Below are 24987 nucleotides of genomic sequence, written 5' to 3' on the forward strand. Positions count from 1 at the left end.
GAATGGAAGCATTGCAGTTGAAGCAGGTAGTGAAGCAGTACGGTGAGAAGACAGCCGTCAACGGAATCAGTCTAAAGGTGGAGCAAGGCGAGATTTACGGTCTGCTGGGCGCCAATGGTGCCGGCAAAACAACAACTATGCGCATGGTGCTCGGCCTGATCTATCCCGACGAAGGAAGCATCCTCTATAACGGCAAGCCGTATAGTAAGGAGCTCCAGCATCTGATGGGCTATCTGCCGGAAGAACGGGGATTGTACCCGAAGGTCAAGGTAAGCGATCAGATTATCTATCTGGCTCAGCTGCGCGGGATGTCCGCCAGTGAAGCGGATAAGAGCTTGAAGTACTGGCTGGAACGCTTTGATGTACCTGAATATTACAATAAGAAGATTGAAGAGCTGTCCAAGGGTAATCAGCAAAAGATGGGCTTCGTCGCCGCTGTGGTCCATAAGCCGAAGATTCTGATCCTGGATGAAGCCTTCAGCGGCCTCGATCCGGTCAATGTGGAGCTGCTTAAGGATACTGTTCGAGAGATGCGGGATCTGGGAACGAGCATTCTGTTCTCCACGCACCGCATGGAGCATGTTGAAGAATTATGCCGCAATATCACGATTCTTGACCGTTCGAACACCGTAGTTCAAGGAGATATCCGTGAGATCAAGAAGGGGTATCCGCGGGAAGAGGTTGTACTGCGCACCGCCGGGGAAGTTAACGGACTTGCCGGGATTGCCGGAGTTACCGGAGTGCAGCGGCAGGAGCGCGGGTATGTGTTATCCATCAGTGACCTGGGAGCGGCGCAGCGGATTCTGCAGCTGGCTGTGGCTCAGGGCGAGGTCGAGCACTTCGAGATTAAGGAACCGACGCTAAACCAAATCTTTATCAGAGCGGTGGGTGAATCCAATGAATAAAATGGCAACCATAATCGGCTTCACATTCAAGAACAAGGTAAGAACGAAATCCTTCATGATTACTACCCTGATTCTGGTGCTTCTGCTCAGTATCGGGATGAATATTCCCTATTTTATCAAGGTCTTTAAAGGCGAAGACGGTGCCAAGGATGCGACGCAGATCGGAGTCGTTGCCGAGCAGGGCTTCCGGCCTGCCGAGCTGCTGCTCGCTTATACTCCGCCGGCTGAAGCCGAAGATAAAGTCGTATTTACCGCTTATCCTTCTGCTGATGACGCTGCGCTGAAGCAGGGTCTGCAGGATGAGAAGATCGAGGGGTATCTCACCTTTGCCGCAGAGGGTAGTGAAGGTGTGCCTCCGGTAACGTATCACAGCAAGGACGGAGACATCAGCAGCAAGCTGAGAACGAATCTGCAAGCTGCTCTGCAGCAGGTGAATACCGGGCTGATTGTCGGTGATAAGCTGACCGAGAGCCAGGTGGCGGCGATCTTCGCTCCGGTGTCGATTGATACTGCGCAGCTAAGTACGGACGGGGCGGCAGGTGGCGCAGACCAAGTTCGGGATAAACCGCCCATTAACTATGTTGTAGTCTATATCCTGCTGATTCTGTTCTTCATGTCGGTGATGATGACCGGCAACATGATTTCAGCCGAGATTACCTCGGAGAAAAGCTCGCGCATAATGGAGATTCTCATCACCAGCGCTTCGCCACTCACCCAGATGTTCGGCAAGGTCATCGGAATCTTCCTCGTCGGATTGATGCAGATCGCCATTATCTCGGCTGCCATCGCGCTCAACCTGATGCTGCCGCATAATTCCACGATCCTGAGCGATTTCGATCTGAATCTGGGACAGCTTAATGTCAGCATGATCGTCTATGGCTTCATCCTGTATATCCTGGGTTACTTCCTGTACGCCCTGATGTATGCCGCTGTCGGCTCGATTGTCAGCCGGACAGAGGATCTGGGACAGGCCGTGATGCCGGTCATGATGCTGGGCTTCGTCAGCTTCTACCTGCCGCTGTTCAGTATCTCGAACCCGGATACCCTGCTGGTGAAGGTCGCCAGCTTCGTGCCATTCACCTCTTCGCTCAGCCTGCTGCTGCGGATCGGGGTCGGCCATGTGGCCTTCTGGGAGATCATGGTCTCGCTGGCGATCCTGCTGGCTACAACCTTCCTCTTCGGCTGGCTCGCCGCCAAGATCTACCGCACAGGCGTCCTGATGTACGGCAAGCGCCCTAGCATCAAGGAGATTAGAAAGGCTATGAAGGCTTATAAGATTTAGGGTTGGATAGATGTGTGTTGCTTTGGATTTCAAGTATTCGGATTTTGAGGAAAAGGACGGGGTTAACCCAAATTGATTTTTCCAAACAATTTGGCATCTCACAGGGGACTTTGAGCGATATAGGAGGCTGTATATCGTCATGGTTCCCATAAAAGAATTAAGTAAAGAAATAGAAGTTCAGAAAAAAGGAATTAGTAATTTCAATCCAAGAAAAACAGCGCGCACCAGTAGAAATGGTACGCGCTGTTTTAGCTTTTTTAAAGGTTACCCGAGATCTTCACCATTACTCTCAATTACTTTTTGATACCAATAAAATGAATCTTTTTTCAGCCGGTTCAAAGTGCCGCTTCCATCATCATTCTGATCAACGTAGATAAATCCGTAGCGTTTCGACATTTCAGAGGTTGACGAGCTGACAATATCAATTGCACTCCAAATGGTATAACCGAGCAGATCAACCCCGTCCAGAATGGCTTCTTTCATCTGACGGATATGCTCACGGAAATAATCCATACGATATTCGTCATGAACATTGCCGTGCTCATCGAGTTGATCAAGTGCACCTACCCCGTTCTCAACGATAAATAGAGGTTTCTGATAGCGGTCGTAGAGCTGATTGAGTGTATAGCGTAAACCTACAGGGTCAATCTGCCATCCCCAGTCTGAAGCTTGTAGATGCGGATTCTTAATACCACCCACCAGATTGCCTGCGGTTTGTTCGAGATGCTCTGGGTCGGCGCTGGAAATCATCGACATGTAATAGCTGAAGCTTACGTAGTCTACAGCTCCTGCCCGCAGGATTTCCACATCTCCTTGCTGCAAGGTTAACTGGATATCATGTTCTGCAAAGTAACGGTCCATATAACTAGGATAGTAGCCGCGTGTTTGAACATCCGTGAAGAAGAAATTGCGGTACTGATCATCGTGAAGCATTTGCATGACGTCTTCCGGTTTAGAAGTTGCTGCATACGTGGTGAACCTTGCGATCATACAGCCTATTTGAGAGCCGGGAATCAGTTCGTGACCTAACTGAACAGCTAAGGCACTGGCCACAAACTGGTGGTGAACGGCCTGGAAGCATTCTTGTTCGAAATGAGCAGAACGATCCTTCAGAAGCCCGACGCCTTTGAAAGTGGAGAATACAGAAGCATTAATTTCATTAAAGGTAATCCAGTACTTTACCTTGGGGTATCTTGTAAACAGAACCTTAGCATAGCGCATATAGAAATCAATCAGTTTTCGGTTGAGCCAACCACCGTACTCCTCAACCAAATAAAGCGGCATATCGAAATGTGAAATGGTAACTAACGGTTCAATGCCGTATTTCTCCAGTTCAGCAAAAACCTTACCATAAAAGACTAGGCCTGCTTCATTAGGGAGTAACTCATCTCCTTGAGGGAATATACGGGACCAGCTTATAGAAAAACGGAATACTTTGAAGCCCATCTCGGCAAATAGCGCAATATCTTCCTTATAATGGTGATAGAAGTCAATGCCATATCGTTTAGGATAATTTGCTGCGGATGAATCCTGTATGGCTAGAGCAATAACCTCATTACTGATGTTCTTATGATGATTAATCTCTTTACGATTCAGACCCTTGTTGTAGGGAACCACATCACCTACGGAGAGACCACGCCCATCTGCATTGAATGCTCCTTCTGCTTGGGATGCGGCTATGGCGCCACCCCACAAAAAGTTTTCTGGAAAGTTTCTTCTCATTTCTTCCACTCCTCTATATGAATGATGGACAGGATTTGCTCACCTTGCGATACTTCTCCCTGCTGACGGGTAGGAATGACATCGACGTACTCCATTGTGTTGGTAATAATAACAGGAGTAGCAGTTGGATAGCCAGCTTTGCGAATTTCGTCCAGATCAAATTCCACAAGGAGCTCCCCGGCAGTTACTTTCTGCCCTTCCTCAACGATAACGTTAAAATGCTTCCCCTGCAGTTTTACAGTATCCACACCAATGTGTACCAAAAGTTCAACGCCATCGTAAGATTTCAGGGCAATTACATGCTTTGTCCGGAAGACAGTCTCAATCGTCCCATCAAAAGGTGCAAACACTTTACCTTCACTTGGCTGAATTCCGAGCCCTTTACCCATAGCCCCTTCCGCGAATGCTGCGTCCGGTAGTTCCTTAAGCGGAATAATTTCACCTTTAATAGGGCTGCCGATAGAAATAGGATTCCCTAAAGAAGGAGCAGTGCTGCTTTGATTCTTAGGTGTGACATTTACCGGCTTGGTCTCGTTGTTAGTAGTATTCTGATCTTTAGTAATTCCGAAGAAGTAGGTCAGGATACAAGCAAGACCCGCTGATATTAACACTCCGAATATAACAAATATAAAGCTGTTCGCTTTGAAAACTGGCATGGTAAACAAGCTTGGTGGCACATAGGCAGTGGCGCTTGTATTAAATAAGGAAAGGAAGGCGGCACCGATACCTGAAGCGATTAATGCAATGAAGAAAGGTCTTTTGTATTTCAAATTCACACCAAACATTGCCGGTTCTGTAATCCCTAAAAATGCTGAGAGTGAAGCTGAAGCTGAGAGTGATTTAGCAGATTTGTTCTTGATTACCAAGAACACACCTAAAGCTGCACCTGCTTGTGCCATGTTAGCCGTTAAAGCACTCACCAAAATGTAGGAACTTCCCGTTTGGGCAATTTCTTGAATTTGCAAAGGAGCAAGTGCATAATGCATGCCGAGCATGGTCAGAAGAGATCTTGTTGCACCCAGCAGGAAGGCTGAGAAAATTCCACCGGTATCATAAAACCAACGAATAAATTGGGCTAGTCCCTCACCGGCATAAGATCCCAATGGTCCAAGGACGATCAATTGTACCGGTACCATAATGAATAAAACGATCATTGCGGACAAAATAATTTTAAGGAAATGCGGGATGAGCTTATCAATTTTGCGGTTTACATAGCTCATTACCCATACAGACAAAATAATAGGGATTACTGTAGATTTGTAGTTAACGAAGAGGACAGGCAAACTAAACAAATCTAATGATTTGATACCTGTTTCTGCAACTGCCTTGGCACCATCCATGATGGTAGGATACATGTAAGCGGCAGCCAGAGCCAAGGCGATATACTCGCTGGTTTTGAATTTTTTGGCTGCGCTTACAGCGAGGAAGAATGGCAAGAAATAGAATACCAGATCCCCCAACATGTTAAGGAAAGTCACGACAGTGGAATCGCTTGCGACCATATGGAAATTCACAAGGGAGGAAGTAATTGCTTTAGTTAATCCGCATGCAATAAGAACAGGCAAGATAGGGGAGAAGATCCCTGCTATCGTTTCAATTACCGCATTTATAGATCCCTTAAAGCCTTTTTTAACTGGAACATTTGTTGTAATTACATTATTTGGGAGTGTGACGATTTTCTCCAGTTCTTCGTAAACTGCCTTTACTCTTGCACCAATGACAATTTGGGTCTGTCCGCTTTGATTTTGTGCCTTCAGAACACCATCAAGATTACTGATGGAATTCAAATCAGCTTGTGCATCATCTTTCAGGTTGAGCCTAATTCTTGTGGCACAATGTGTAAGATTTGCTATATTATCTTGCCCACCGATTTGTTGAAGAATGCTTTTGGCTAACTCTTTGTCTTCCAAGTGATTTCCCCCTTGATAACATCGATTAATTGGATTGTCCTTTCTGAAAACAAAAAAGACCAAAAGCAGTGAGGGAGATCCCACGCTTTTGGTCATGCCTGATCGAATCAGTAACAATCCATACGAGGAATATAATACGCTCTTGGAATTTTGTAAACCCTTTTTTAAAATAATAATGGTTCAGTTAGGAAAGCAATTCTTGCTAATTGACAACGCAAATGAGCGATGTTAATCTTTACATTAGCTAGGATTGTTACTGATTCGATCAGGCGTGCCCTAAGCATTCAATTCATACAGGAATTTGGTATGAATTAAGTGTTTAGGGCTTTTTATTTTATGTATAAGAGGGGATAGCCAGTGCGCATAAAAAAGGTATTTAATAACAATGTTGCTTTAGTTATCGACCATGACAATAAGGAAATTATAGTTATGGGGAAGGCCATTGGATTTCAAAAATATCCCAAAGATTTGATTGACGAGTCACTAATAGAGAAAACATTTGTTCTCGAAGTTCCCGGAAATACCGAGAAGCTCATTGGTCTGTTTAATGAGATCCCTTCAGAAGATATTAATCTCGCGGATGAACTTATCGAAAAAGGGAAGATAGAGTTGAATAAAACTTTTAATGAGAACATGATTATTGGATTAGCCGATCATATCAGCTTTGCACTCAAACGGGCAAGAGAAGGGCTCTTTATTTCCAGTCCTCTGGAGTGGGAAGTAAAGCAAGCGTTTCCTAAAGAATATTTGTTTGGGAAAAATGCTCTTCAATTAATTGAAAAGACAACCGGGATTAAGCTGCCTGAAACGGAAGCGGCTTTCATTGCTTATCATTTTGTGAATGGGCAAATTGAGATGGGCTCATCCGTGGATAATGATCATTTACGAAATGTGTTGCTTAAGATTCTTGATATTGTGAAGTATCATTTTCAAATCGATCTGGATGAGAACTCACTTAATTATTCAAGATTTGTGACCCACTTAAGATATTTCATTAAACGTCAGACCAGCGGTGAAAAATTGGCGAATAGTGATCAGCTTTTGTTTAATGTAGTGAAGGAGAGTTATTCAAAGGCATTTCAGTGTTCTTTAAAAATCAAACGCTTTCTTTCGAGTACCTATGATTGGAATGTTACGGATGACGAACTGCTCTATCTGACGGTTCATATTCAGCGTGTAAGCGATCGTACAGAATGAGCTTATAACAATGAAAACGCTGTTAAATTGAGATTTTAGCGAAGGGGATGAGCTATTTATTAGCCCACGTAGTATCGACTGAAATCTTCAATTTAACAAATATGGTTCCTCACAAGTGTGATGGATTTCTCACAAGGAGCAGTTACTTCAGGTAACTGCTCCCTGTTGTATATTCAGCCATCCCCTCCAGGATTCAAACCCCTTGTTTGATTAAACTCCAGAGGCGTTCAAATCGTTCTTGGTAGTCTGGTGAATTCCAGGATCCTTTAAAAGAAGGGAGACTAAACACTGCAAACGCAGATAGAATGGCCTCTGCACGTTCAAAATGAGGATCATGATATTCCATGAAACCATCAATTATTTGATAAGAATCCCAAAGCACATCACGTAATACCAATGGATTACTGTCCACATATTGTGTATTCAAGGCGAACATTTGGGGATTTTCATTATAAGCGCGTTTTTTGGCATTAACAAATGCCCATAGCCAATCGTGGAGCACTTCCTGCGGGGAGGCTGAATTAGTCATGTTTATACGGATTTGTTCTGAAATCATCCGGTTGAACCAGCCTTTAGCTACTGCCGCCCACAGTTCTTGTTTGTTTTTGAAATGTTTATAGAGTGCAGCGTGGGTGATGTTCAATTCATCCGCTATTTGAGAGAGTGTCACCTCAGATTTTTCCGTACGCTCAATTAATGTCTCGGCAGTTTCAATAATAAGCTCCTGTGTGATTTTAGCCATTTGTTGTGGCAGGTGAATGGGGGAGTGCAGGCACTTACGATTAACCCCCCAGTGTAACACCATGCTGCCAACCCTTCTTTCGTTAATTAATAATATCCACTTATAGTTTAGCATGAAAAAACAAAGTAACAAATGTTGACTTTTGTAACTTCTAGTCTTATGCTTGGTGTGCAAGTTACAAATCATCGTAAATGTTACTTAGGATCTTGCGGATAGGAGGGTATTAATTATGAAGGCGGCACAGATCACCAAATATTCCAAACCGTTTCAAGTTGAAGTGCGCGATATTCCAGTCCCGGAAATAAGTGATTACGAAGTTTTGGTTAAAGTAAAGGCGGCGGCGGTTAACCACTTGGAGCTGCTCATCGCTACCGGAAGCGTGAAGTTAATCCAGGACTATGAGTTCCCCTTGACCCTTGGTAACGAACTCACAGGTGTTGTTGAGAAGATGGGTAAGAAAGTCGCTGGCTTCAAAGTAGGTGATGCCATTTACTCCCGCCTGCCGCTGCGAAAAATTGGAGCATTTGCCGAATATGCGGCGGTTCATGTAGCGGCTATGGCTCACTTGCCGGGTAATCTGGATTTTGTAACCGGTGCGGCTGCGCCTTTAACAGGATTGACAGCCTATCAAAGCCTGCATGAAGAGTTAGCTGCCAAAGCTGGCGAAAGAGTGTTCATTCCAGGGGGCTCTGGTTCATTTGGCCAAATGGCGATTCCTATCGCTAAAAGCATGGGGCTGAAGGTCATCGTCAGTGGAAGTCCACAGGCGCGCGAACGTACAATGGCCGCGGGAGCAGATCAATACATTGATTACAAGGCGGAGAACTACTGGGAACGACTTCGTGATCTTGACTATGTGATTGATACCTTGGGCCCCGGTGAATTTGACCGCGAACTCTCCATTATTAGACCAGGCGGCCATCTTCTTTCTCTACGGACCGGACCAAACAAACGATTCGCCAAAACTATGGGCTTGGTAGGTTGGAAGCAAAAACTATTCAGTATTGCTGGTGCTAAGTATGATCACAAAGCCAAGAAGAAGAAGATTGAATATCATTTTGTGTTTGTACGCAGTGATGGAGAACAATTACGGCAAATCACAAAAATCATTGAAGAGAACCAAATTATACCCGCGGTAGACGCCCGGGAGTTCCACATTGAAGATATTAATGAAGCTCTAAATCTGGTTGCTACAGGTCACCCCCAAGGGAAAGTGGTTATCCGATTTTAAATATTCATATAATTATTTACCGATCGTTCTCAATATGTTATATTGAATTTATAGGACATCACTGCATGATGAGATTAGGTTATTATATCTTCTCCTGTGCATTTTCTAGAACGATTATTCTCATATAGGGAGCGAATACAATGAACATTTCTGAACAAGTGGCATTGGTTACTGGAGCAAACCGGGGGCTTGGCCGCCAGCTTACGCTTGAACTTCTAGCTAGAGGGGCTAAGGTCTACGCGGGAGCAAGAAATCCGGAAACTCTGGATATTCCAGGAGTTACACCTGTAAAGCTTGATGTTACCAACCCTCAAGAGGTAGCGGCAGCAGCCAGCCTGGCTAAGGATGTTACGATTCTGATCAACAATGCAGGATCATCTACAGGCGCTTCTTTGCTGGAAGGGGATGTGGAGCAGATCCAGCTGGAATTGAATACGCATTTCTTCGGTACGTTATCCATGGTTCGCGCTTTTGCACCGGTCATCGAGAATAACGGGGGAGGATCGGTTCTGAATATTCTTTCCGCATTATCCTGGTTTAGTGGCGGAGCTGCGGGTGCCTACACGGCGGCAAAGGCTGCAGCATGGGCGCTGACGAACGATCTTCGTTTGAATCTGTATCCTCGTCATATTAGAGTAGCAGGCTTACATGTGGGTTATATGGAGACAGACATGACGGCCGGCCTGGATGCTCCCAAATCAAACCCTTCAGATATTGCGAAAATAGCTATTGACGGCATAGCAGCCGGCAGCTTCGAAATTCTTGCCGACGATACCAGCCGTATGATCCAAGCCGGACTTGCAGGCGGCGTGTCCGCCCTCTACCCGAATCTGTCCTAATCCCAATATTACGCAGTAGCAGCGGCGCAGAAAGAACGGGCTTCCATATTTCACCTGGAACACCTCTTGGAGGGATTCAAGGCGGAGAAGGCCTTGGCTAAAGGAAAAGTATACAGGAATCCCGATGATGACCAATCTGGTCAACCATCGGGATTTTTGTTCTAAATAAGTAGTTTGCTAGAGAAGTATTAAAAATTATCTGATGTATTATCGTCGCAAAAATCATGTATGACATTCTCAGCATCGTAAAGAGACACTTCAAGGTTGATTCACTTGATATTTTTTCCAAGCGATTGATTAAGGATAGGAATGTTAATAACCGGGGCTTCCGGCGCATTCTGCTTCGCGGCATTGAAAAAGTGACGTTAGAGTTCGCTTGGCTTTCACTTGCCCACAACCTGATTAAGTAAGTAGCGAACGGTCAAAAACGAAAAGGGGCGATTTTCCAATAAAGGAGAATCGCTCCTTTTTAGTGTTCCATTAATCCTATGTAAATATTTATTCGGAATACGAAGGAGTAAGTACCCAAAATACTTTATTTGAAGTTTATCATCACATAGAAATATATGGTGTTTTTAGATATAATAGAACATATGTTCGCATAAAGGTTGATTTTGGAAGTGGTAGTTTCACTTTAATAATTAAAACAATCTTTATGCTGAGGAGGCTAACAAAATGAATTTACATTCATTGAATGAAAAAGAGACGCTAATAGTAGAACAATTCTTTCATAGTGACACAAATCAAACTTTTCAGAATCCAGTTTTTACGTCATTCTTTGAAGAACAACAACACCTTAAATACTTAGTCCAAGCGTTAAAGGGGAATCAAACTAGTTTGCAACTACTTAATTCAGCATTTAAGAAACATTATTTCAGAATGCGTTTTATTAATTATATTTCTTCGACCATTCGTTATGCTGCGATTGGCTTTATACGTAAAATGAAAAAAATTAAAGAAAGGAATCCTCTTTTAATGGACAATATTGATCTTGAAAACAATAGCCAAGATGAACTACTTTATATTTATTCTCCATGTTTAGATCACTATTTTACCGAGGAAAAGTATTTTACTGAGAATATTGAAGATGAACTACTTTATTATGCTTGGACAGAACTAAGCGCAAAGCAAAAACAAGTAATTATGTTATCTTACGTTATGTCATACCAAGATACTGAAATTGCAAGATTTCTTAAGATTAGTCCGCAAGCTGTATTTAACAACAGAAAAAGAGCATTGATTAAATTGAAAACATTTTGCACTAATATGGTGGGTGAAATAAGTGGATAACGAAACTTTCACAATCTTTATGACTGCCATTAATAATGTAGGTTTCCCAATTGTAATGATTGGTTATTTAATTCTTCGATTTGAGAAAAAGATTGATGCGTTAACTAATGTTATAGAAAAATTATTAACATCGATTAAGAACTCAAAGGAGAAATAACTTATGGAAGAAGATCTATATACATTAGTATTAATGGCTCAAAAAGGAGATAAAGTATCATTAGAAACAATCCTGGAGATATTTTCTCCAGTACTTAATAAACAAATAAAGATGGTTGATCTAAATGAACAAGAAGATTTATTACAGAATTTAAAAGAAATATTAATCGATAAAACACTTAGCTTTGATACTGATTACTCACCTGGTTTCTTGAATTTTAAAGTTTTGCAGAAAAACAAATAGGGGGAAATAATTATGTCCAAGAGTAATATGGAAAGACAACTTGATATACAGAAAGAATTATGCAGATTAAGTACGGTGTTGCTCTCTGCTTCTAATAAAGATCAGGAATTTTTCACTATGATCGGGAGACTTTACGCCATAAAGTTGAAAGAGATACAGAGTGAATGTTTTAATTCGAAGGAAGGAGAGTGTAGAATTGTTAATTCTCAGTGTTGAAATAAGATGAGGTTAAGAGTTCTATATGTGGAACTCGGATACGAGGAGATTTGTGGAAATGCAATAAAGTTACAACTAATTCAAAAACCCTTCCGCTAACCCACTGGGAATTGGAAGGGTATATTTTTGTTTAATGAGCTATACTTCACATAGGTTTTAAGGTGCGGATAGGGCATAAGTTGACTACAACCTAAAAAACTATAAAATATTACATTATTTACACTAAATTTCATAATTGATGTTGTATAATATTGTTATCTATAAAATATAGTTTCAGAGGAGTTTATAAGATGATAAAAAATAAACTGCATGTCGTGACAAGTTTACTTGCATGCACATTACTTATTTCAGCCTGTAACAGCAAGGATTCAATACATTCTAAAAATAATACTAATATTTCAGGAAACCCTTCTCAACAAAACGGAAAAATTGATTCGAACTCAACCGAAAATAATAAGATCATACAAATTGATGGAGTTAGTTACACAATTCCTTTAAATAATAAAAAAACAGAAAAGTATAATTTCGCCATAAAAACCTCTGAGGGTATTGTTTGGTCACCATCACCTAAAATGGATATTGCTCCTGGAACTGAGACGAATCCATATTATTTTCCTACTGCCCCATTCTCCTTCTACTTAAGTTCTCCTGATAAAAAAGCACTGCGTATAGATAAGGCCAAAAAGTTATTTACTTTACCTTTGCATGACGGGAAAGCTAATTTAGTAGTGGATGAAGTTTTTGGATTAGGAGATTACATTATTTATCATACTTCATCTGTATTTTCTGATGGTGCTCAGCCATTAAGACAACAGGCATGGGTGATGAGAATAGACAATCCTACCTCAAATAAAGAAATCCTAGAGTTTCATTCAACGGGAGGCAAATCTTATAGTTATGCAGTTGATGAAAAAGAAAGACTATATGTATCTGTTTCTGTAATTCCAGGAAATGCAGATGGTAGTGATAGCTACGAAGTTTATGTTTATAATATTTCAACCGACAAAAAGGAAAAAGTCCAAAATTATTCGCTTAATAAACCATCAATCGACTCAATCCAGTTTAATTATAATGAGAAAAAATATTCTTATAAACTTCATGCTAAATAAACTCTATCTATGATATTTCTATATGAAGGTAGACATGAATAAACAAAGAGGTATTGTGTTTAAAATATAACACAATACCTCTTTGTTGTTTAAATTCTAGCTGCAGCAACTAGGTGCCAGGGTTGTCCCTATTTTTGTTTTGGAAATGCTAGGGTAAAATAGCTCCCACCAACGTTGTAGAATATTCCCAGCCGCATTAGGAATTGAACCAACAGCAGAGCCCGAATTGTAGTAATAACTTTCAGCCCATCCCATTGCTCCCATAGCAGCACATCCAGCTCCAAAACCAGGTGCATAATAGGTGCCAGCGCCTGGAATTGCACCGTATAAGTTACTTGCTGGAATAGTATAACCATTTGCGATGGCATCTTTAATATACTTTGAAGCAGAACGTCCATTTGCATCAATAGCATTTACATTAAAGTTTGTTCCAGTCATAAGGTTAATGAAGTCTGTAACCCCAAGACAGATATTCGCATAGGGGTGGTTTGGACCACTCCCATAGGCATTTGCTGGGTTATTATAAGGGGTGTTAATATTTTTTTTCCCTTTTCCACTCTCGTGGAACCACATAATTAAAATCATTACGTAAGGAACACCCGTCTTATAACTTGCCCAGTCAGCATATTTCCCATAGATATTCTCGAACGTTGAAGCTGAAAGCTCGACTCCGCCTCCATTTGTTGTACATGTAAATGCCATAAATAAACACATCCTTTTTTTTATTTAAGCTTGAGTGACCCATTTTAATGTTTCTGGGATACGTCTCTTGCTTATGTTTAATAAAGTGAATCGTAACCCTTTAAAATCAACTAATATAGAGAAAAAACATAAAATCAACCTTCTCATGAGATACGAACGGATATAAACTGGATCATCTGATTTCTGAAATTAAAGCACTGAAAGGAAATTGAATAGCAAAAGCCCATACGCCGGGTTGGCGGATGGGCTCCTTTCAGATGTGTAGACTGAAGCGCTACACAACCTTGTTACATTTTATAATCAGGAAGGCTATGGGAAGCTTGTTTCTCGCAATCTTATGGGGTTCATCTATTTCCGAGAATTCTAACAGGCCATAGCTCGTCTAGGAACTGACTCTGAAAGAAAATTAAAGATGTATCTTGCAGATACAAGCGGCAGTAGGAAGCCCATTCACCAGGAGAGGCGGACGTGCTTTTCCACATGTGCGAATGAAGGGGAGATCCGGAGGGGCACTACACAACCGAGTCGGAAGGTTTGAATCCCTACATGGTTTGTTTCTCTGGTTTACAATGAATCATTATGGTTAAACTCCGTCAGATAGTGTACCTTAGTACTATTAGTAGTTAGGAGTGGTGACTTGTTGTGAAGAAAAGTAGACGAACCCCCGTGCTGGTCGCGGTCTCGATTCTGTTAATTATTATCAGCAGCCTGATTCCATCGGATAAATCCGCTTAGCTGGGGGCCTTACAGACTCTTCTGCTGGGCGTTGGACTGCTTGGCTGCTGCATGGCCTTCTGGCGGTTCGCCAAGGGAGTATGACTCTGAGTTCAAGGGGATTGAACCAGAACTTAAGCCGGGAATGAAGATCGTCGCTGCAATCAAAAAAGGGGTAGGGGAAGAGCAAAAAGGAAGCTACTCTTTCACCCGTTATGGGACATATTATGTAGTTGATGGTGACTATGTTCTATCTGCATTCGAGGGACAGAGTGAAGAGATGAAAGCTTTCTCCAGGGATACCAACGGTTACAAGCTGAATCATCTCATTGCTGAGATTAAAGAGCTGAAGGAGAATTAAATAACGATAACTTATTGGCATAACAACAAAACACCCATCCGCCCCATAAAGGCAGATGGGTGTTTGCTATACACCATTATTTTTACGATAGTCGGAGGGGTTGATTCCTGTCCATCTTTTAAATTGTCTGCTGAAGTGAGAGAGGTTCTTGTAACCTAAACGACTTGAAATCTCATTTAAAGATATTTTGGGCTGCTGTAGTAGTATTTTGGCTTCCTGCAGCTTTAAGTCGGATAGATAGGTGCGGGGCGACATTTTATATATTTTTTGAAATACCTCTAATCCGTAGTTGGGGCTGATTCCAAGCGAAGCAATGATGGGCTGGATGTGAATGGTGTAATCTGAATTTCCCTGGGTGCAATTTTTCTTAAAAGCTCTCTTGATGGCTTCGGCAATTTCTTTGGCATACTTCGCAGTGGTCATGGATTCGTTAGCATGTATCCCCGTCTGTACCGGCTGGATATCTACAAGCACCTCCAATAACTCGAACAAGACCATTTGTGCTTTTAGCTTTGCTTTGGTGAACGACAACTCAGGCTCATGCAGAATATCGATCCATTTTTGAAGGCATTTTTTCAGCTGGCTATGATACAAATGGGAGGGCTTATAGACCCAGTCACAGTTCTTCATAATTCTCATCCGTAAGGAAGGCTCGTCTATATCGAAATGAGCGCAGAAATAGGTCATTGATGTAGCGGAAATGCATTTATTCGTATGCTCGAACCCAGGCGGAATCAGCAGAATATCATCACTGTTCACAATGAATGGTTCATGATCCATCCTAGTCTCTTGAGCCCCATCCAGCACAATTAGAATCTCAAAGGCATGGTGGGATTCTGTAGTCATGCTCCAATCGGCAGGAACGGTCTGTGTATGTGCGCCAAAAAAGCGTATATTCCAATCAATGCGCGGCAGCAGCAGCGTCTGTGCACCTGTGAGATAGCTATTCATATGTTCCAATTTGCAGCACCTGCCTTTGATTTGGGTAAATCTAGCCGTACTCATCCCATCGCATAAGTACGTTAGTAGTTATTATAATATACATAGACAACAGGAAAAGGGTAAATAATATGGCTAAACAGCGAAGGGAAGCAGAGAAATGACGAAGATTAGTAATCCTATAATCCCTGGAATGGCACCAGATCCCTCTATTATTAGAGTGGATGATGTGTATTATATTGCGACATCCACGTTCCATTGGAATCCCGGCGTTCAAATTTTCAAATCAACCGATTTAGCGAATTGGGAGCTGACTGCCTCCGTATTAAATAAAGGTGAAGTGAATTTGAGGGGGACCAATACTCCGGCCGGGATCTGGGCGCCGCATCTATCCTATGATTCTAGGGCGAACCGGTACTGGTTAGCCTATTCGCATATGTTGAACATGGCAGGCCGTGAATTCAACTCGGATTCCTATTCCATGTGGGCAGAAGATATCCATGGACCCTGGTCGGAGCCCATCTATCTGACATCCATAGGCTTCGATCCGGCGCTCTTCCACGATGAAGATGGCAAACACTATGTGTCCATTCTTGAATGGGAGACCCGTGAAGGGTATCAGGCACCTGGACATATTGTGATCGCTGAATTTGATTTGAATGAGGGTAAGCTGGTTGGACAATGGCACCGGGTGACGCAAGGCTTCACCAGCCGCGGCTGTGCTGAAGCACCGCAGATCTATAAATATAGAGAGATGTACTATCTTTTATTAGCTGCGGGCGGAACTGGCTATGCTCATGGTGTGGAGGTGGGACGTGCGGAAAATATTTTTGGTCCCTATGAGCCGCATCCGTCGGGAGAGCCGATCATCACCTCCTCGCCGCGCCATCTATTTTCACTTGGCAATCCGGATGCCGGGCATTTTGAGATGTATAATCCAAGTTCAATTATGCAAAAAGCAGGTCACGGCTCATTAGTGCAAACTCAAACAGGCGAATGGTATATTGCTCATCTCATGTCACGGCCTGTGGAAGGAACGCTTTTGAATCCATTAGGCCGTGAAACCTCTATTCAAAAAATGCATTGGACAGAGGATGGCTGGCTGGAAATGAAGGATGGATCGAATGTAGCGAAAATGGAAGTTGAGGGGATGACAGGTGTTGAATTAGAGGCCGATGGAATCTCTCATGACGTATTTGATGATTTTAATCAGGAGAAATATGATCTTCATTTTCTGACTCCATACCGGGACCAGCAAGCGGCATGGGTGAATACGGTTGAACGTCCGGGTTACTTACGCATTCATGGAGAGAATTCTTTGTTCTCGCAGATCCATCCGGCGATTATGGCCACACGCGCAACTTCCCTTCATTATGAAGTTCAGACCAAGGTGGAGTTTCATCCCGATCATTACTCGGAAACGGCGGGTATGGGGCTATACTATGATTCGAATAATTGGCTGTACGTTCACTTGACCCACTCCGAATTAGAGGGTACCGTTCTATACGTACTTCAGGCCAAGCTGGGACAACGCATTGAGCTAGTCCACCATTACATTCCAGTCCCTGAAGACACAGCGGAGTTGAAGATAATTTATCATTCAGGCATCGCGAGTATCCTTTACCGCTTCGGAGATAACGGGGATTGGCAAGCTTTTGTAGAAAACATTGATGTACTCTATCTGTCGGATGAAGGCGTGAACGGGGAGCCGGGGGAGATTGGCGGATTTACAGGCTTGTTCAATTTCATCGGTTCCGTTGATGCCCACCAGCATGACTCCTTCGCTGATTTTGACTACTATGGAGTGAAGAATTACTAGCCAAGGACGCCATACGTTCTTCCGCCCGGGTGTGCCCGGAGCCGTGGTGAACTGGTGAAAACGCCGGAGATGGTGTACCTTAGTAGTATTAGTCTTTAGGAGTGGTGAAGTGTTGTGAAGAAAAGTAGACAAACCCCCTTGCTGGTCGCGGCTTCTATCCTGCTGATTATTATCAGCAGCCTAATCCCGTCGGATCAATCGGCTTGGCTGGGGGCGTTACAGACCCTTATGCTGGGAGCCGGATTGCTCGGCTGCTGTATGGCCTTTTGGCGGTTTGCCAAGGGCGGTAAGGGTGGTAAGAGTGGGAAAGGCAAGAGCTGAGTTCTAGGTAATGGACGGTTGGCGAAGACAGGATCAGTTCATGGGATGGTTGAGCTATGTAAGGTGAGCCAGGCACAGTATGGGTGCGTGCTGGTGCTGAGAGTCAAGGACGAAGTCGCGGCGGATGCTGCGGCTTTATTTGATAGATAAGAATTTATATGTTTCGGGGTCCCCGCAAAGTACCTGAGGCATCATCGATGCTAAAGCCCCACTTTGTGGGGGGATGTTGTTTTGTAGGCGGACTCAGAGGCCCTTATTTTGTGAAAAAGACCGATTATCTCCCCGTTGCGGACTGAGAGGACGTTAAGGGGCTGGGTGGAGCGAAAAATTTGGCGGAATGGGTTAAATAAGCGCCTCTCAGTCCGCATGGACTTCAGAATGGTCCCATTTGCCGAAATAGCGGATCTGTAGTCCGCAGCCCGCCCGCCACATCAGACTCCTTCTGCCGCATCCGTATCCTGATTCCGCCACATCCAACTCATTCCGCCGCACTCATTCCTATAGCCCATGCTAATCCCCCGACTCATCCCGCCGAAGGGCGGTGGACCGCAGGCAAGGCCGAATGTGCGGCTGCCATCTGTTCGCGTATTCCTCTTAGCCGGGCCTTCAGCTCGGGAATGCTGCACTCCAGGATCAGGCTGATGTCGGGCAGGGGGAGCTGGATGCCGTACCATAAGGCACTGGCGACATGATCGTCCCATTTAAGCAGGGCAGGAGCGCAGCGGCTACGATCCCGGGTGAGCATGGCACATTGGCGGATGCACTCTCTGTAGGCAGCCGCAGCAGCACCGTCCCCGGAGAGGCTGCCCTTCAGCCATAGTGGATGGAGTGCCACGAAGGTGGCGGTGGTTGCTTGTTCGGCACGGGCGCCTTTTTCCAGCAGCAGACAGCTAAGCGCATAGACGGGCCCGCTATATTGCTGGGTGTAGTGGTTGAATCCGGCAGCAGCTGTTAGTTTGGGCGGTAAGGGGTCAGGCATGTGGTCACGTTCCTTTCTGAATCTATACTGTGCAGTTCATTCCAGTGCGCAAAAAACCGCAGGCAGAGGAGGACCTCTGCCTGCGGTTTTGGGTAACAGGCATAAGACGCCTGGCACAAAAGCTTGGCGGATCAGGGCTCTCTCCTTACGCTTACGAGGTTAGCTGTCGGATTCGGACGGTGAGAGTCGCCCTACCTGCCGGAGACCTGCGCGTGGCATTCTCCTTCGGATTCACCCCAAGTCGGCCAGACGGCCGGATGGTTCCCCCGTTTTCCACATGACGGAAATTCAGCGTGCATGCATTGCTCATTTTCATGAATACACTCATTTGCTTTCAACACGAATCATACACTTTTCGGAGGTGGGTTGTAAAAATGGAAAAGAGTGCTATTCGCCTTATTTTCAGCAAATGGCTGAATGGCTGTGCATAGGGAAGCCAAAACTCACATTTGTAGCAGATTATCTGCCATTTATCTCGCTCAAGCGCTGTTTTTTATTTTTGGCAGACGGCGGTGGGGATGAAGGCCCCTTGTATTAGACTACCACCACAGCGGAACCTTCTGATTCTTCCAGGCAATGATCCGCTTCACCTCACGAACGGTTCCTGTTGTAATCGCATAGTTGCTTCGCTGCGCTGCATGAAGGTCCAGGAAGTGCAGCATCCCTCCATAAGTCCCTACAGCCAGCAGAGTCTCATCCCGATTGACAGCTAAGCCTGAAATAGTGCTTCCGGCATAATAACGCCACAGCTCCCGCCCCTCTGCATCAATGAGCCTCAAGTAGCCATAGGCATCGCCAATCACAACACCATTCTTCAGCGCTGCCGCCGCATACACCCGGGCTTCCTCGTTAACAAGCGGATATTCCTGATCTGCCGGGAGTTCTCCTCCTTCCACATCTTCAAGGGGAACGGCAAGGGTAACGCCATTATAGAAGTGGCAGGAATTGTACCATACGCTATGCTGGTCCTTTGTAAATATTGTATAGTGCGGGTAACTGGATTCCGGATTGAATAGGTGAACCTGCCCTGAAGTTGTGTCATATAAAAGATGATCACTGCCCTGGCTGCCATAGGCAATCCATCTTCCATCCGGAGAGACGGCACCATGCGGCATGTCAATTTCAATATGCTCCAGCTCATCTGCTTTATATTCTTCGAGATCCGGATGCAGCAGCTTCACCTCCCAGGGCTTCTCCTGCGATTGCTGGACCAGGAAAATCCCCTGGCTCGTAACAAGCAATAACGCCCCGCCCCCGTTAAAAGGAATGACCTGCTCCAAGGGTAACGCCTGGTCCAGGCTCTCTATGTCCAAGACGGGAAAGTCCGGGTCCAGTGCTTGAATCGTTCCATTCAGCTCACGCCATGAGAGGGTGGCTACAACTGTACCCTGAAGTGTGCTGTTCATAGAATGCATAATGGTAATCCCCTGAGTTCCGGCGAGCGCATAGAACTGATTATCAGGAGATGCCCCAACCAGGCTATACTCGCCGAATACGGAAATAACATCCTTATGTACAGCCACAACTGCTTTCTTCTCCCAAGGGGTGCCGGTGCTGAATACCACAGCATCATCACTGATGAAATGGATACTGCGGATCGCCTGCATCTCCTTCTGAAAGTGGCCGGAGAGCGGCCACGTTGCCGCCGGCAATTGCGCCCGCAGCTCAGCAATCTCACCGCGCTCATTAGCTCCCCGAATCATCTTATAGATTTTGGCAGCGAGGGCACCGCGTGTATCCTCTGCGGGTTCATTTCCCGCTTTGTCCCAGCCTTCAGTCAGTCCTTTATGTACGAATTGGTTAACGTCGCGCGCATAACGCTGCCCTTCTTCACGCCATTTAGCAGCCTGCTCATCTTGTAGCCAGTTCAATTGATCAGTCCTCCTGTTCCAGATATATATAAATATACATATTTTACATCAATGAATCGCAAAAAAAAGGTGCTGCTCCTCTTGAGAGGAGAGCACCTTTGTGTATATTACAGAACAGCAGCATCCATAAGCTCCTGGAGCTCAGGAAGATTGAAGCCCTTGACTGCGCGGTCCCCGGATACAGTGACTGGAATGCCCATGAAGCCCAGCTTCTCCACTTCCTCCTGATAGACCGAGCTTGTCATCACATCCCGCACCTCGAAGGGAATGCCTTTGCTCTCCAGCAGCTGCTTGACCTGATTGCATTCGCTGCAGCCGTAGGTCGAATAGACAATTACGTTCGCGCTCATTGTTCCACTGCTTCCTTTATCGCTTTTTGGGTAATCTTCCAGTGTGAGGTGTTCCAGCGGACTTCGCTGTCCTCCAGCAGGAAGATTTGCGGGGATTCATGCTTGATCCCGAAATCCTCAGCAATTTGATTGGAGACAGGACGGTCTTCGATCACATGGACAACGGCTGCAGGAGTATCTGAATGCTGGGCATAGGCCTGGAATTCCTCGTTGGCCTTGGCGCTGATCGGGCAGGTGGTGCTGTGCTTGAAGAGCAGTTTTTTGCCAGGCTGCCCGATATATTGCTCTAGTTCTTCCTTGGTGTGAATTTGTTGAATAGACATCGGAGGATCACCTTCCTGGGTAAGAGTTAATGAAACCTGTTGTCAACAATTGTGTTGTTAACAACTATTAGTCATGATTGTAGCATAGTTCAAAATTAAAGCAAAAGTAAAGTTCTGCTTAGCCCGGCCCCTCCCTTGCAGGATGTTGTTAACGGCCCGAGGCCATGCTAATGTGAGAGGGATGAACCTAGGCTCGGTGCATAATCATGCAGATATGAGGGGGGAGCTCATGAAAAGGGTTGCTTGTGTTACCGGTGCTGACCGTGGACTGGGATTTTGCCTCGTTCGATCTCTTTTGGAGAGTAAGTACATGGTGTTTGCCGGACAGTATTTGCCGGACCCTGCGGCATTGGAAGCTTTGAAAGCGCAATACCCGGATAGCCTGAGGCTGGTCCCTCTTGATATCGGCAATGCAGGGAGCGTAAAGGAGGCTGCACGGAGTATTGCCGGGAGTACAGGGCACCTTGATATAATTATCAATAACGCGGGGATTATCCACCGGTCGGATGATGCAACGGTGCTCGTGGATATGGATGATGAAGCAATGGCGGAGATTTATAACGTGAACACGCTGGGTGCGCTAAGGGTGAGCAATGCATTGATGGGCTTACTGCTGCAAGGCCGCCAGCGTCTGGTGGTTAATATCTCATCGGAGGCCGGAAGCATCGGACGGAACAAGCGGATCAATATGTATGGCTATTGTATGTCCAAGGCAGCGCTTAATATGCAGTCTTCGCTGCTGCACAATCATCTGCGTGCGATGGGCGGACAAGTGATGGTCTTCCATCCCGGCTGGCTGCAGACCTATATGAACGGGGAGAAGGATGCGAAGGCGCCTGTAACTCCTGAAGAATCGGCAGGCAAGATTATGACGATCGTTCATAACCATAAGATGTATCTGGCCGAAGAACCGGCTTATATTGATCTGGACGGCAATCTCTGGCCCTGGTGATACGAACATTCAGACAGGCTATCTTGGCAAAAGAGAGGTGTGTACATCATGTCTTCATACAAAGCACTGGCGTTCGGCAGCTATACTGAAGTGAAGTACCATCCCTTCGAGGGAGTAGACCGTGAACTGGAGCAGCTCCTTGAGCCCGAGTTCCAGGTGGTCTCCACCGAGGATTACGGACGGATGAACCGGGCAGAGCTGGCAGAATGCAGACTGGTGATCTCCTATACGGAGTTCTCCGAGGAGCAATTACCCGCTGCGCAGAGCGGGGCCCTGCTCGCTTATGTGGCTGGCGGCGGCGGGCTGCTTGTCGTGCACAACGGCATATCCCTGCAGCGTAATCAGGAGCTTGGGGCGATGCTGGGTGCCCGGTTCACCCATCATCCGGCGTTCACAGCGCTGCAGATGAAGGTGACTGCGCCGGAGCACCCGATTATGGAGGGGATCTCTGATTTTGTGATAGAGGACGAGCCTTATTATTTCGAGCGGCATCCCCATTTCGGGACAACGGTGTTGGCCGAATATCCGCATGACGGAGCGATGAGACCGGCTGCATGGTGCCATGCCTTCGGTGAAGGCCGGGTGGTCTATCTGATGCCTGGGCATCATCTGCCTTCCTTCTCCTCAGAGCCGCTGCGCCGGATGATCCGCAGAGGCGGATTGTGGGCTGCCGGAATGCTGTAATACGTGACGCTTATGATAAAAGGCAGGATACCGCTTGGATAACATGCGGTGTCCTGCCTTTGTGTAAGAAATGGGATGATCAGCTATGATGCCCTATTTCGGGGGCTTAAGCATCAGCAACAGGGACGACCCCGTTCTGATGAAGAGCCTCCAGTATCTCTGCCCGCAGCGTATCGGTGAAGGCGGCCCAGACTTTTTTGCCGACATCCAGCTCTTCGCGTCCAATCGATTGCAGCGTCTCCAGCCACACCCGCTTGTCATTAATGAGTCCGAGCTGGTCCTGGATGTCCTTATAGAAGGCTTCATGGGCATGGAATTTCTGATCCAGCGCAAAAGCAGCCGCATTCGCCGTATACCGCAGTTCCTTGGCGGCGATCCGCAGCTCATGCAGAGCTTCGAAGGCTTCCTGCGATTCGGCTGCCGGACCCTTGAAGAGGGTCTTGCAGGCTTTTTTCTTTTGTTCAAAGGCGACTTCAAGCTCGCGCATGGCGACATTGGCGTCTTTTTTGGCAGCGAGAGGCTCTAGCCCTGTCTTAATAAAAGGTGTCCACAGCGCTTCGAGCGCTTGGCCGGACAGCTTGGGCAGTGCCTTCTTCAGCTTCTTGCGGGCGGCCTTCCGTGTATCCTTCTGGTGTTCTATTACCGCCTTCAGCAGCTTGGCAGTCTTCTTATCGCCCGCCGCCTCCGCCGCCTTGCGCCGGTCCTCAAATGACCCGATCAGCACATCTGCATCACGGACTCTGCCGAGCTTCTTCTGGGCCTGCTTGAAGCTGGCGTACAATTCTGCCGTTGCAGTATGGCCCGGATCAAGAATGGACAACAGGGTCAGCAGCTTGCGGCTATTGATTCTGGCCTGATGAATATCCTCATCGTTGAACCCTTTGCGTGCATCCTTGCTGTAGTCCTGAAAATTAATATACAGCTTGTGCATGGCCTGTTCCCATTGCCTGGATTTACTTAGTTGCCTGTCCTTTGCCTGTGGTTCGGTTGTCATGCAGCATCACTCCTAGAGGTTGTGTATAGCATGAGCTTATGCGCGAATCTTATGGCTGGTATATTCTTCTTTACTACATTAAGGATAACGGGTTCGCTCCGTCATTTCAAATCTGTAAGGGTATACAAGGCCGGTTGTACGGTGCGGGGAGAGATCGGTTACAATGTGAATAGTTAACGGAGTTAAGATTAGCGCAGGTCTTATAGATAGAAAGGGGAATCAGCATGCGGAGTGAACCTTATGATGTACTGGAGAATGGGGCGGCGGGAAGGCTGCCGGAGCAGATGGTCCTCTTCACGCATACCGGCGGTGAGGCAGGGGAAGAGAGAGAAGAGGCATCTGCGGAGGATATGCTGATTCCGTTCGCTTTTGAAGAGGTGCTGTGCCGTGATGTCGGGGCCGGGAGGGTCCCGCCGGTGCTGCATCTCTGGAGCCACCCCGGAGGAGTCGCGCTGGGGCTGCGGGACAGCAAGCTGCCCCGCGCAGCAGAGGCGATGCAGGCGCTGGAGCAGCAGGGCATCCGTACGGCAGTCCGCCATTCGGGCGGCGCTGCGGTACCGCTGGATGCGGGAGTAATCAACGTGTCCCTCCTGCTGCCGAAGCCTGCGGGCAAGCTGGACTTCCACGATGATTTCCGGCTGCTGGCTTCGGTCATTACCGAAGCGGTAGCTGCGGGCTATCCGCAGGCAGCCGCGCAGATCCGGGCGGAGGAAGTCACTGGGTCGTATTGCCCCGGTGACTTCGATCTGGCGATCGGCGGCCGCAAGTTCTGCGGCATCGCCCAGCGCAGACAGAGCAGCGCGTACTTCGTCCACGCGTTCGTGATTGTGTCCGGCCCGGGGCTCGCACGCGGTGAGCGTATCCGCCGCTTCTATCAGGAGGCAGCGGACGGCGATGCCTCCCTGGACTATCCGCGCGTGCGGCCGGAGACCATCGCCGCGCTCGCGGAGCTTGGCGGCCCGTCTTCGGCGGCCGAATTCACCGCGGGCATCCGGCAGGCAGTTGCCGGCCGGGGAACCCGCCTGCTGCCGTCGGATCTGCTGCAGCAGGAGACGGGCTACAGCCTGCGGTACAGCGACCCGCAGGTGCTTGAAGCAGCGCGTATGCTGCGCGAGAGGTATGCCCGCTGAGGCGG

The 24987-nt window shown here is 46.3% G+C and carries 25 protein-coding genes and 1 riboswitch; of the genes, 15 read left to right on the forward strand and 10 right to left on the reverse strand.

Annotation, left to right across the window (positions count from 1 at the left end):
- Positions 1 to 2: 2 nt before the first annotated feature.
- Both NSS83_RS22515 and NSS83_RS22520 read left to right on the forward strand, forming a co-directional pair.
- On the forward strand, positions 3 to 905 hold the full coding sequence (locus NSS83_RS22515; RefSeq protein WP_341182771.1) for an ATP-binding cassette domain-containing protein: 903 nt from the start codon (positions 3 to 5) through the stop codon (positions 903 to 905).
- Positions 898 to 2187 (forward strand): ABC transporter permease, encoded by a 1290-nt coding sequence (locus NSS83_RS22520; RefSeq protein ID WP_341182770.1) that lies wholly within the window; start codon positions 898 to 900, stop codon positions 2185 to 2187. Before NSS83_RS22515 ends, NSS83_RS22520 begins: the two co-directional genes overlap by 8 nt.
- 264 nt (positions 2188 to 2451) lie before the next feature.
- On the opposite strand, the gene NSS83_RS22525 is transcribed toward NSS83_RS22520, so the two are convergent.
- Both NSS83_RS22525 and NSS83_RS22530 read right to left on the reverse strand, forming a co-directional pair.
- Positions 2452 to 3918 carry a 6-phospho-beta-glucosidase gene (locus NSS83_RS22525; protein WP_341346504.1) on the reverse strand — a complete coding sequence of 489 codons (1467 nt, stop codon included), beginning with the start codon at positions 3916 to 3918 and terminating at the stop codon, positions 2452 to 2454.
- A complete protein-coding gene (locus NSS83_RS22530; protein WP_341346505.1) occupies positions 3906 to 5819 on the reverse strand; it encodes a beta-glucoside-specific PTS transporter subunit IIABC in 1914 nt (637 codons plus the stop codon). The genes NSS83_RS22525 and NSS83_RS22530 overlap by 13 nt, the downstream gene beginning before the upstream one ends.
- Before the next feature lie 357 nt (positions 5820 to 6176).
- Between NSS83_RS22530 and NSS83_RS22535 the strand changes: the two genes are divergently transcribed.
- The gene (locus tag NSS83_RS22535; protein WP_341346506.1) at positions 6177 to 7016 is read left to right on the forward strand and encodes a PRD domain-containing protein; all 840 of its coding nucleotides are present in this window, start codon (positions 6177 to 6179) and stop codon (positions 7014 to 7016) included.
- Between the two features lie 193 nt (positions 7017 to 7209).
- Here NSS83_RS22535 and NSS83_RS22540 read toward each other — a convergent pair whose 3' ends face one another.
- Entirely contained in the window at positions 7210 to 7821 is a 612-nt protein-coding gene (locus NSS83_RS22540; RefSeq protein ID WP_341346507.1) for a TetR/AcrR family transcriptional regulator, read from the reverse strand.
- A gap of 166 nt (positions 7822 to 7987) precedes the next feature.
- Here NSS83_RS22540 and NSS83_RS22545 point away from each other — a divergent pair, with 166 nt between their 5' ends.
- From NSS83_RS22545 to NSS83_RS22570, 6 genes are all read left to right on the forward strand, one after another.
- On the forward strand, positions 7988 to 8989 hold the full coding sequence (locus NSS83_RS22545) for an NADP-dependent oxidoreductase (protein WP_341346508.1): 1002 nt from the start codon (positions 7988 to 7990) through the stop codon (positions 8987 to 8989).
- Between the two features lie 140 nt (positions 8990 to 9129).
- Positions 9130 to 9828: an SDR family oxidoreductase gene (locus tag NSS83_RS22550; protein ID WP_341346509.1), complete on the forward strand. Its 699-nt coding sequence runs from the start codon at positions 9130 to 9132 to the stop codon at positions 9826 to 9828.
- A gap of 675 nt (positions 9829 to 10503) precedes the next feature.
- Entirely contained in the window at positions 10504 to 11118 is a 615-nt protein-coding gene (locus NSS83_RS22555; RefSeq protein WP_339312557.1) for a sigma-70 family RNA polymerase sigma factor, read from the forward strand.
- A gap of 19 nt (positions 11119 to 11137) precedes the next feature.
- Positions 11138 to 11275 (forward strand): YvrJ family protein, encoded by a 138-nt coding sequence (locus tag NSS83_RS22560; protein ID WP_339314738.1) that lies wholly within the window; start codon positions 11138 to 11140, stop codon positions 11273 to 11275.
- Between the two features lie 3 nt (positions 11276 to 11278).
- Positions 11279 to 11518 (forward strand): helix-turn-helix domain-containing protein, encoded by a 240-nt coding sequence (locus tag NSS83_RS22565; RefSeq protein WP_341346510.1) that lies wholly within the window; start codon positions 11279 to 11281, stop codon positions 11516 to 11518.
- A 506-nt stretch (positions 11519 to 12024) separates the two neighbouring features.
- Positions 12025 to 12843, forward strand: a complete 819-nt coding sequence (locus NSS83_RS22570; protein ID WP_339312559.1) for a hypothetical protein — start codon at positions 12025 to 12027, stop codon at positions 12841 to 12843.
- A 96-nt stretch (positions 12844 to 12939) separates the two neighbouring features.
- On the opposite strand, the gene NSS83_RS22575 is transcribed toward NSS83_RS22570, so the two are convergent.
- Positions 12940 to 13545: a hypothetical protein gene (locus NSS83_RS22575; RefSeq protein ID WP_339312561.1), complete on the reverse strand. Its 606-nt coding sequence runs from the start codon at positions 13543 to 13545 to the stop codon at positions 12940 to 12942.
- A 775-nt stretch (positions 13546 to 14320) separates the two neighbouring features.
- Here NSS83_RS22575 and NSS83_RS22580 point away from each other — a divergent pair.
- Positions 14321 to 14620: a hypothetical protein gene (locus NSS83_RS22580; protein WP_341346511.1), complete on the forward strand. Its 300-nt coding sequence runs from the start codon at positions 14321 to 14323 to the stop codon at positions 14618 to 14620.
- A 66-nt stretch (positions 14621 to 14686) separates the two neighbouring features.
- Here the strand turns inward: NSS83_RS22580 and NSS83_RS22585 are convergent, their stop codons facing one another.
- Positions 14687 to 15571 carry an AraC family transcriptional regulator gene (locus NSS83_RS22585; protein ID WP_341348758.1) on the reverse strand — a complete coding sequence of 295 codons (885 nt, stop codon included), beginning with the start codon at positions 15569 to 15571 and terminating at the stop codon, positions 14687 to 14689.
- A 148-nt stretch (positions 15572 to 15719) separates the two neighbouring features.
- Here NSS83_RS22585 and NSS83_RS22590 point away from each other — a divergent pair, with 148 nt between their 5' ends.
- Positions 15720 to 17378, forward strand: coding sequence for a family 43 glycosylhydrolase (locus NSS83_RS22590; RefSeq protein WP_341346512.1), 1659 nt, complete (start codon positions 15720 to 15722; stop codon positions 17376 to 17378).
- Between the two features lie 114 nt (positions 17379 to 17492).
- A complete protein-coding gene (locus NSS83_RS22595; RefSeq protein ID WP_341346513.1) occupies positions 17493 to 17699 on the forward strand; it encodes a hypothetical protein in 207 nt (68 codons plus the stop codon).
- Between the two features lie 523 nt (positions 17700 to 18222).
- Here the strand turns inward: NSS83_RS22595 and NSS83_RS22600 are convergent.
- The 4 genes from NSS83_RS22600 to ytxJ all read right to left on the reverse strand — a co-directional run bounded on the left by NSS83_RS22600 (position 18223) and on the right by ytxJ (position 21222).
- Positions 18223 to 18678 (reverse strand): hypothetical protein, encoded by a 456-nt coding sequence (locus NSS83_RS22600; protein ID WP_341182765.1) that lies wholly within the window; start codon positions 18676 to 18678, stop codon positions 18223 to 18225.
- A gap of 134 nt (positions 18679 to 18812) precedes the next feature.
- Positions 18813 to 18982, reverse strand: a riboswitch (cyclic di-AMP (ydaO/yuaA leader).
- A 235-nt stretch (positions 18983 to 19217) separates the two neighbouring features.
- On the reverse strand, positions 19218 to 20549 hold the full coding sequence (locus NSS83_RS22605; RefSeq protein WP_341182763.1) for a hypothetical protein: 1332 nt from the start codon (positions 20547 to 20549) through the stop codon (positions 19218 to 19220).
- A 107-nt stretch (positions 20550 to 20656) separates the two neighbouring features.
- Positions 20657 to 20899, reverse strand: coding sequence for a glutaredoxin family protein (locus tag NSS83_RS22610; protein ID WP_341182762.1), 243 nt, complete (start codon positions 20897 to 20899; stop codon positions 20657 to 20659).
- Positions 20896 to 21222, reverse strand: coding sequence for a bacillithiol system redox-active protein YtxJ (ytxJ, locus tag NSS83_RS22615; protein WP_036700214.1), 327 nt, complete (start codon positions 21220 to 21222; stop codon positions 20896 to 20898). The genes NSS83_RS22610 and ytxJ overlap by 4 nt, the downstream gene beginning before the upstream one ends.
- 229 nt (positions 21223 to 21451) lie before the next feature.
- Between ytxJ and NSS83_RS22620 the strand changes: the two genes are divergently transcribed.
- Together NSS83_RS22620 and NSS83_RS22625 are read left to right on the forward strand one after the other, a co-directional pair.
- Positions 21452 to 22174: an SDR family NAD(P)-dependent oxidoreductase gene (locus NSS83_RS22620; RefSeq protein WP_341182761.1), complete on the forward strand. Its 723-nt coding sequence runs from the start codon at positions 21452 to 21454 to the stop codon at positions 22172 to 22174.
- Between the two features lie 48 nt (positions 22175 to 22222).
- Complete coding sequence (locus NSS83_RS22625) at positions 22223 to 22858, forward strand: ThuA domain-containing protein (protein ID WP_341346514.1); 636 nt, start codon at positions 22223 to 22225, stop codon at positions 22856 to 22858.
- A 106-nt stretch (positions 22859 to 22964) separates the two neighbouring features.
- Here NSS83_RS22625 and NSS83_RS22630 read toward each other — a convergent pair whose 3' ends face one another.
- Positions 22965 to 23852 carry a CHAD domain-containing protein gene (locus NSS83_RS22630; protein WP_341182759.1) on the reverse strand — a complete coding sequence of 296 codons (888 nt, stop codon included), beginning with the start codon at positions 23850 to 23852 and terminating at the stop codon, positions 22965 to 22967.
- Positions 23853 to 24076: 224 nt separating this feature from the next.
- Here NSS83_RS22630 and NSS83_RS22635 point away from each other — a divergent pair, with 224 nt between their 5' ends.
- Positions 24077 to 24982 (forward strand): lipoate--protein ligase family protein, encoded by a 906-nt coding sequence (locus NSS83_RS22635; protein WP_341346515.1) that lies wholly within the window; start codon positions 24077 to 24079, stop codon positions 24980 to 24982.
- Positions 24983 to 24987: the final 5 nt, after the last annotated feature.

Source organism: Paenibacillus sp. FSL H3-0469, from assembly GCF_038051945.1.
Taxonomy (GTDB): Bacteria; Bacillota; Bacilli; order Paenibacillales; family Paenibacillaceae; genus Paenibacillus_AQ.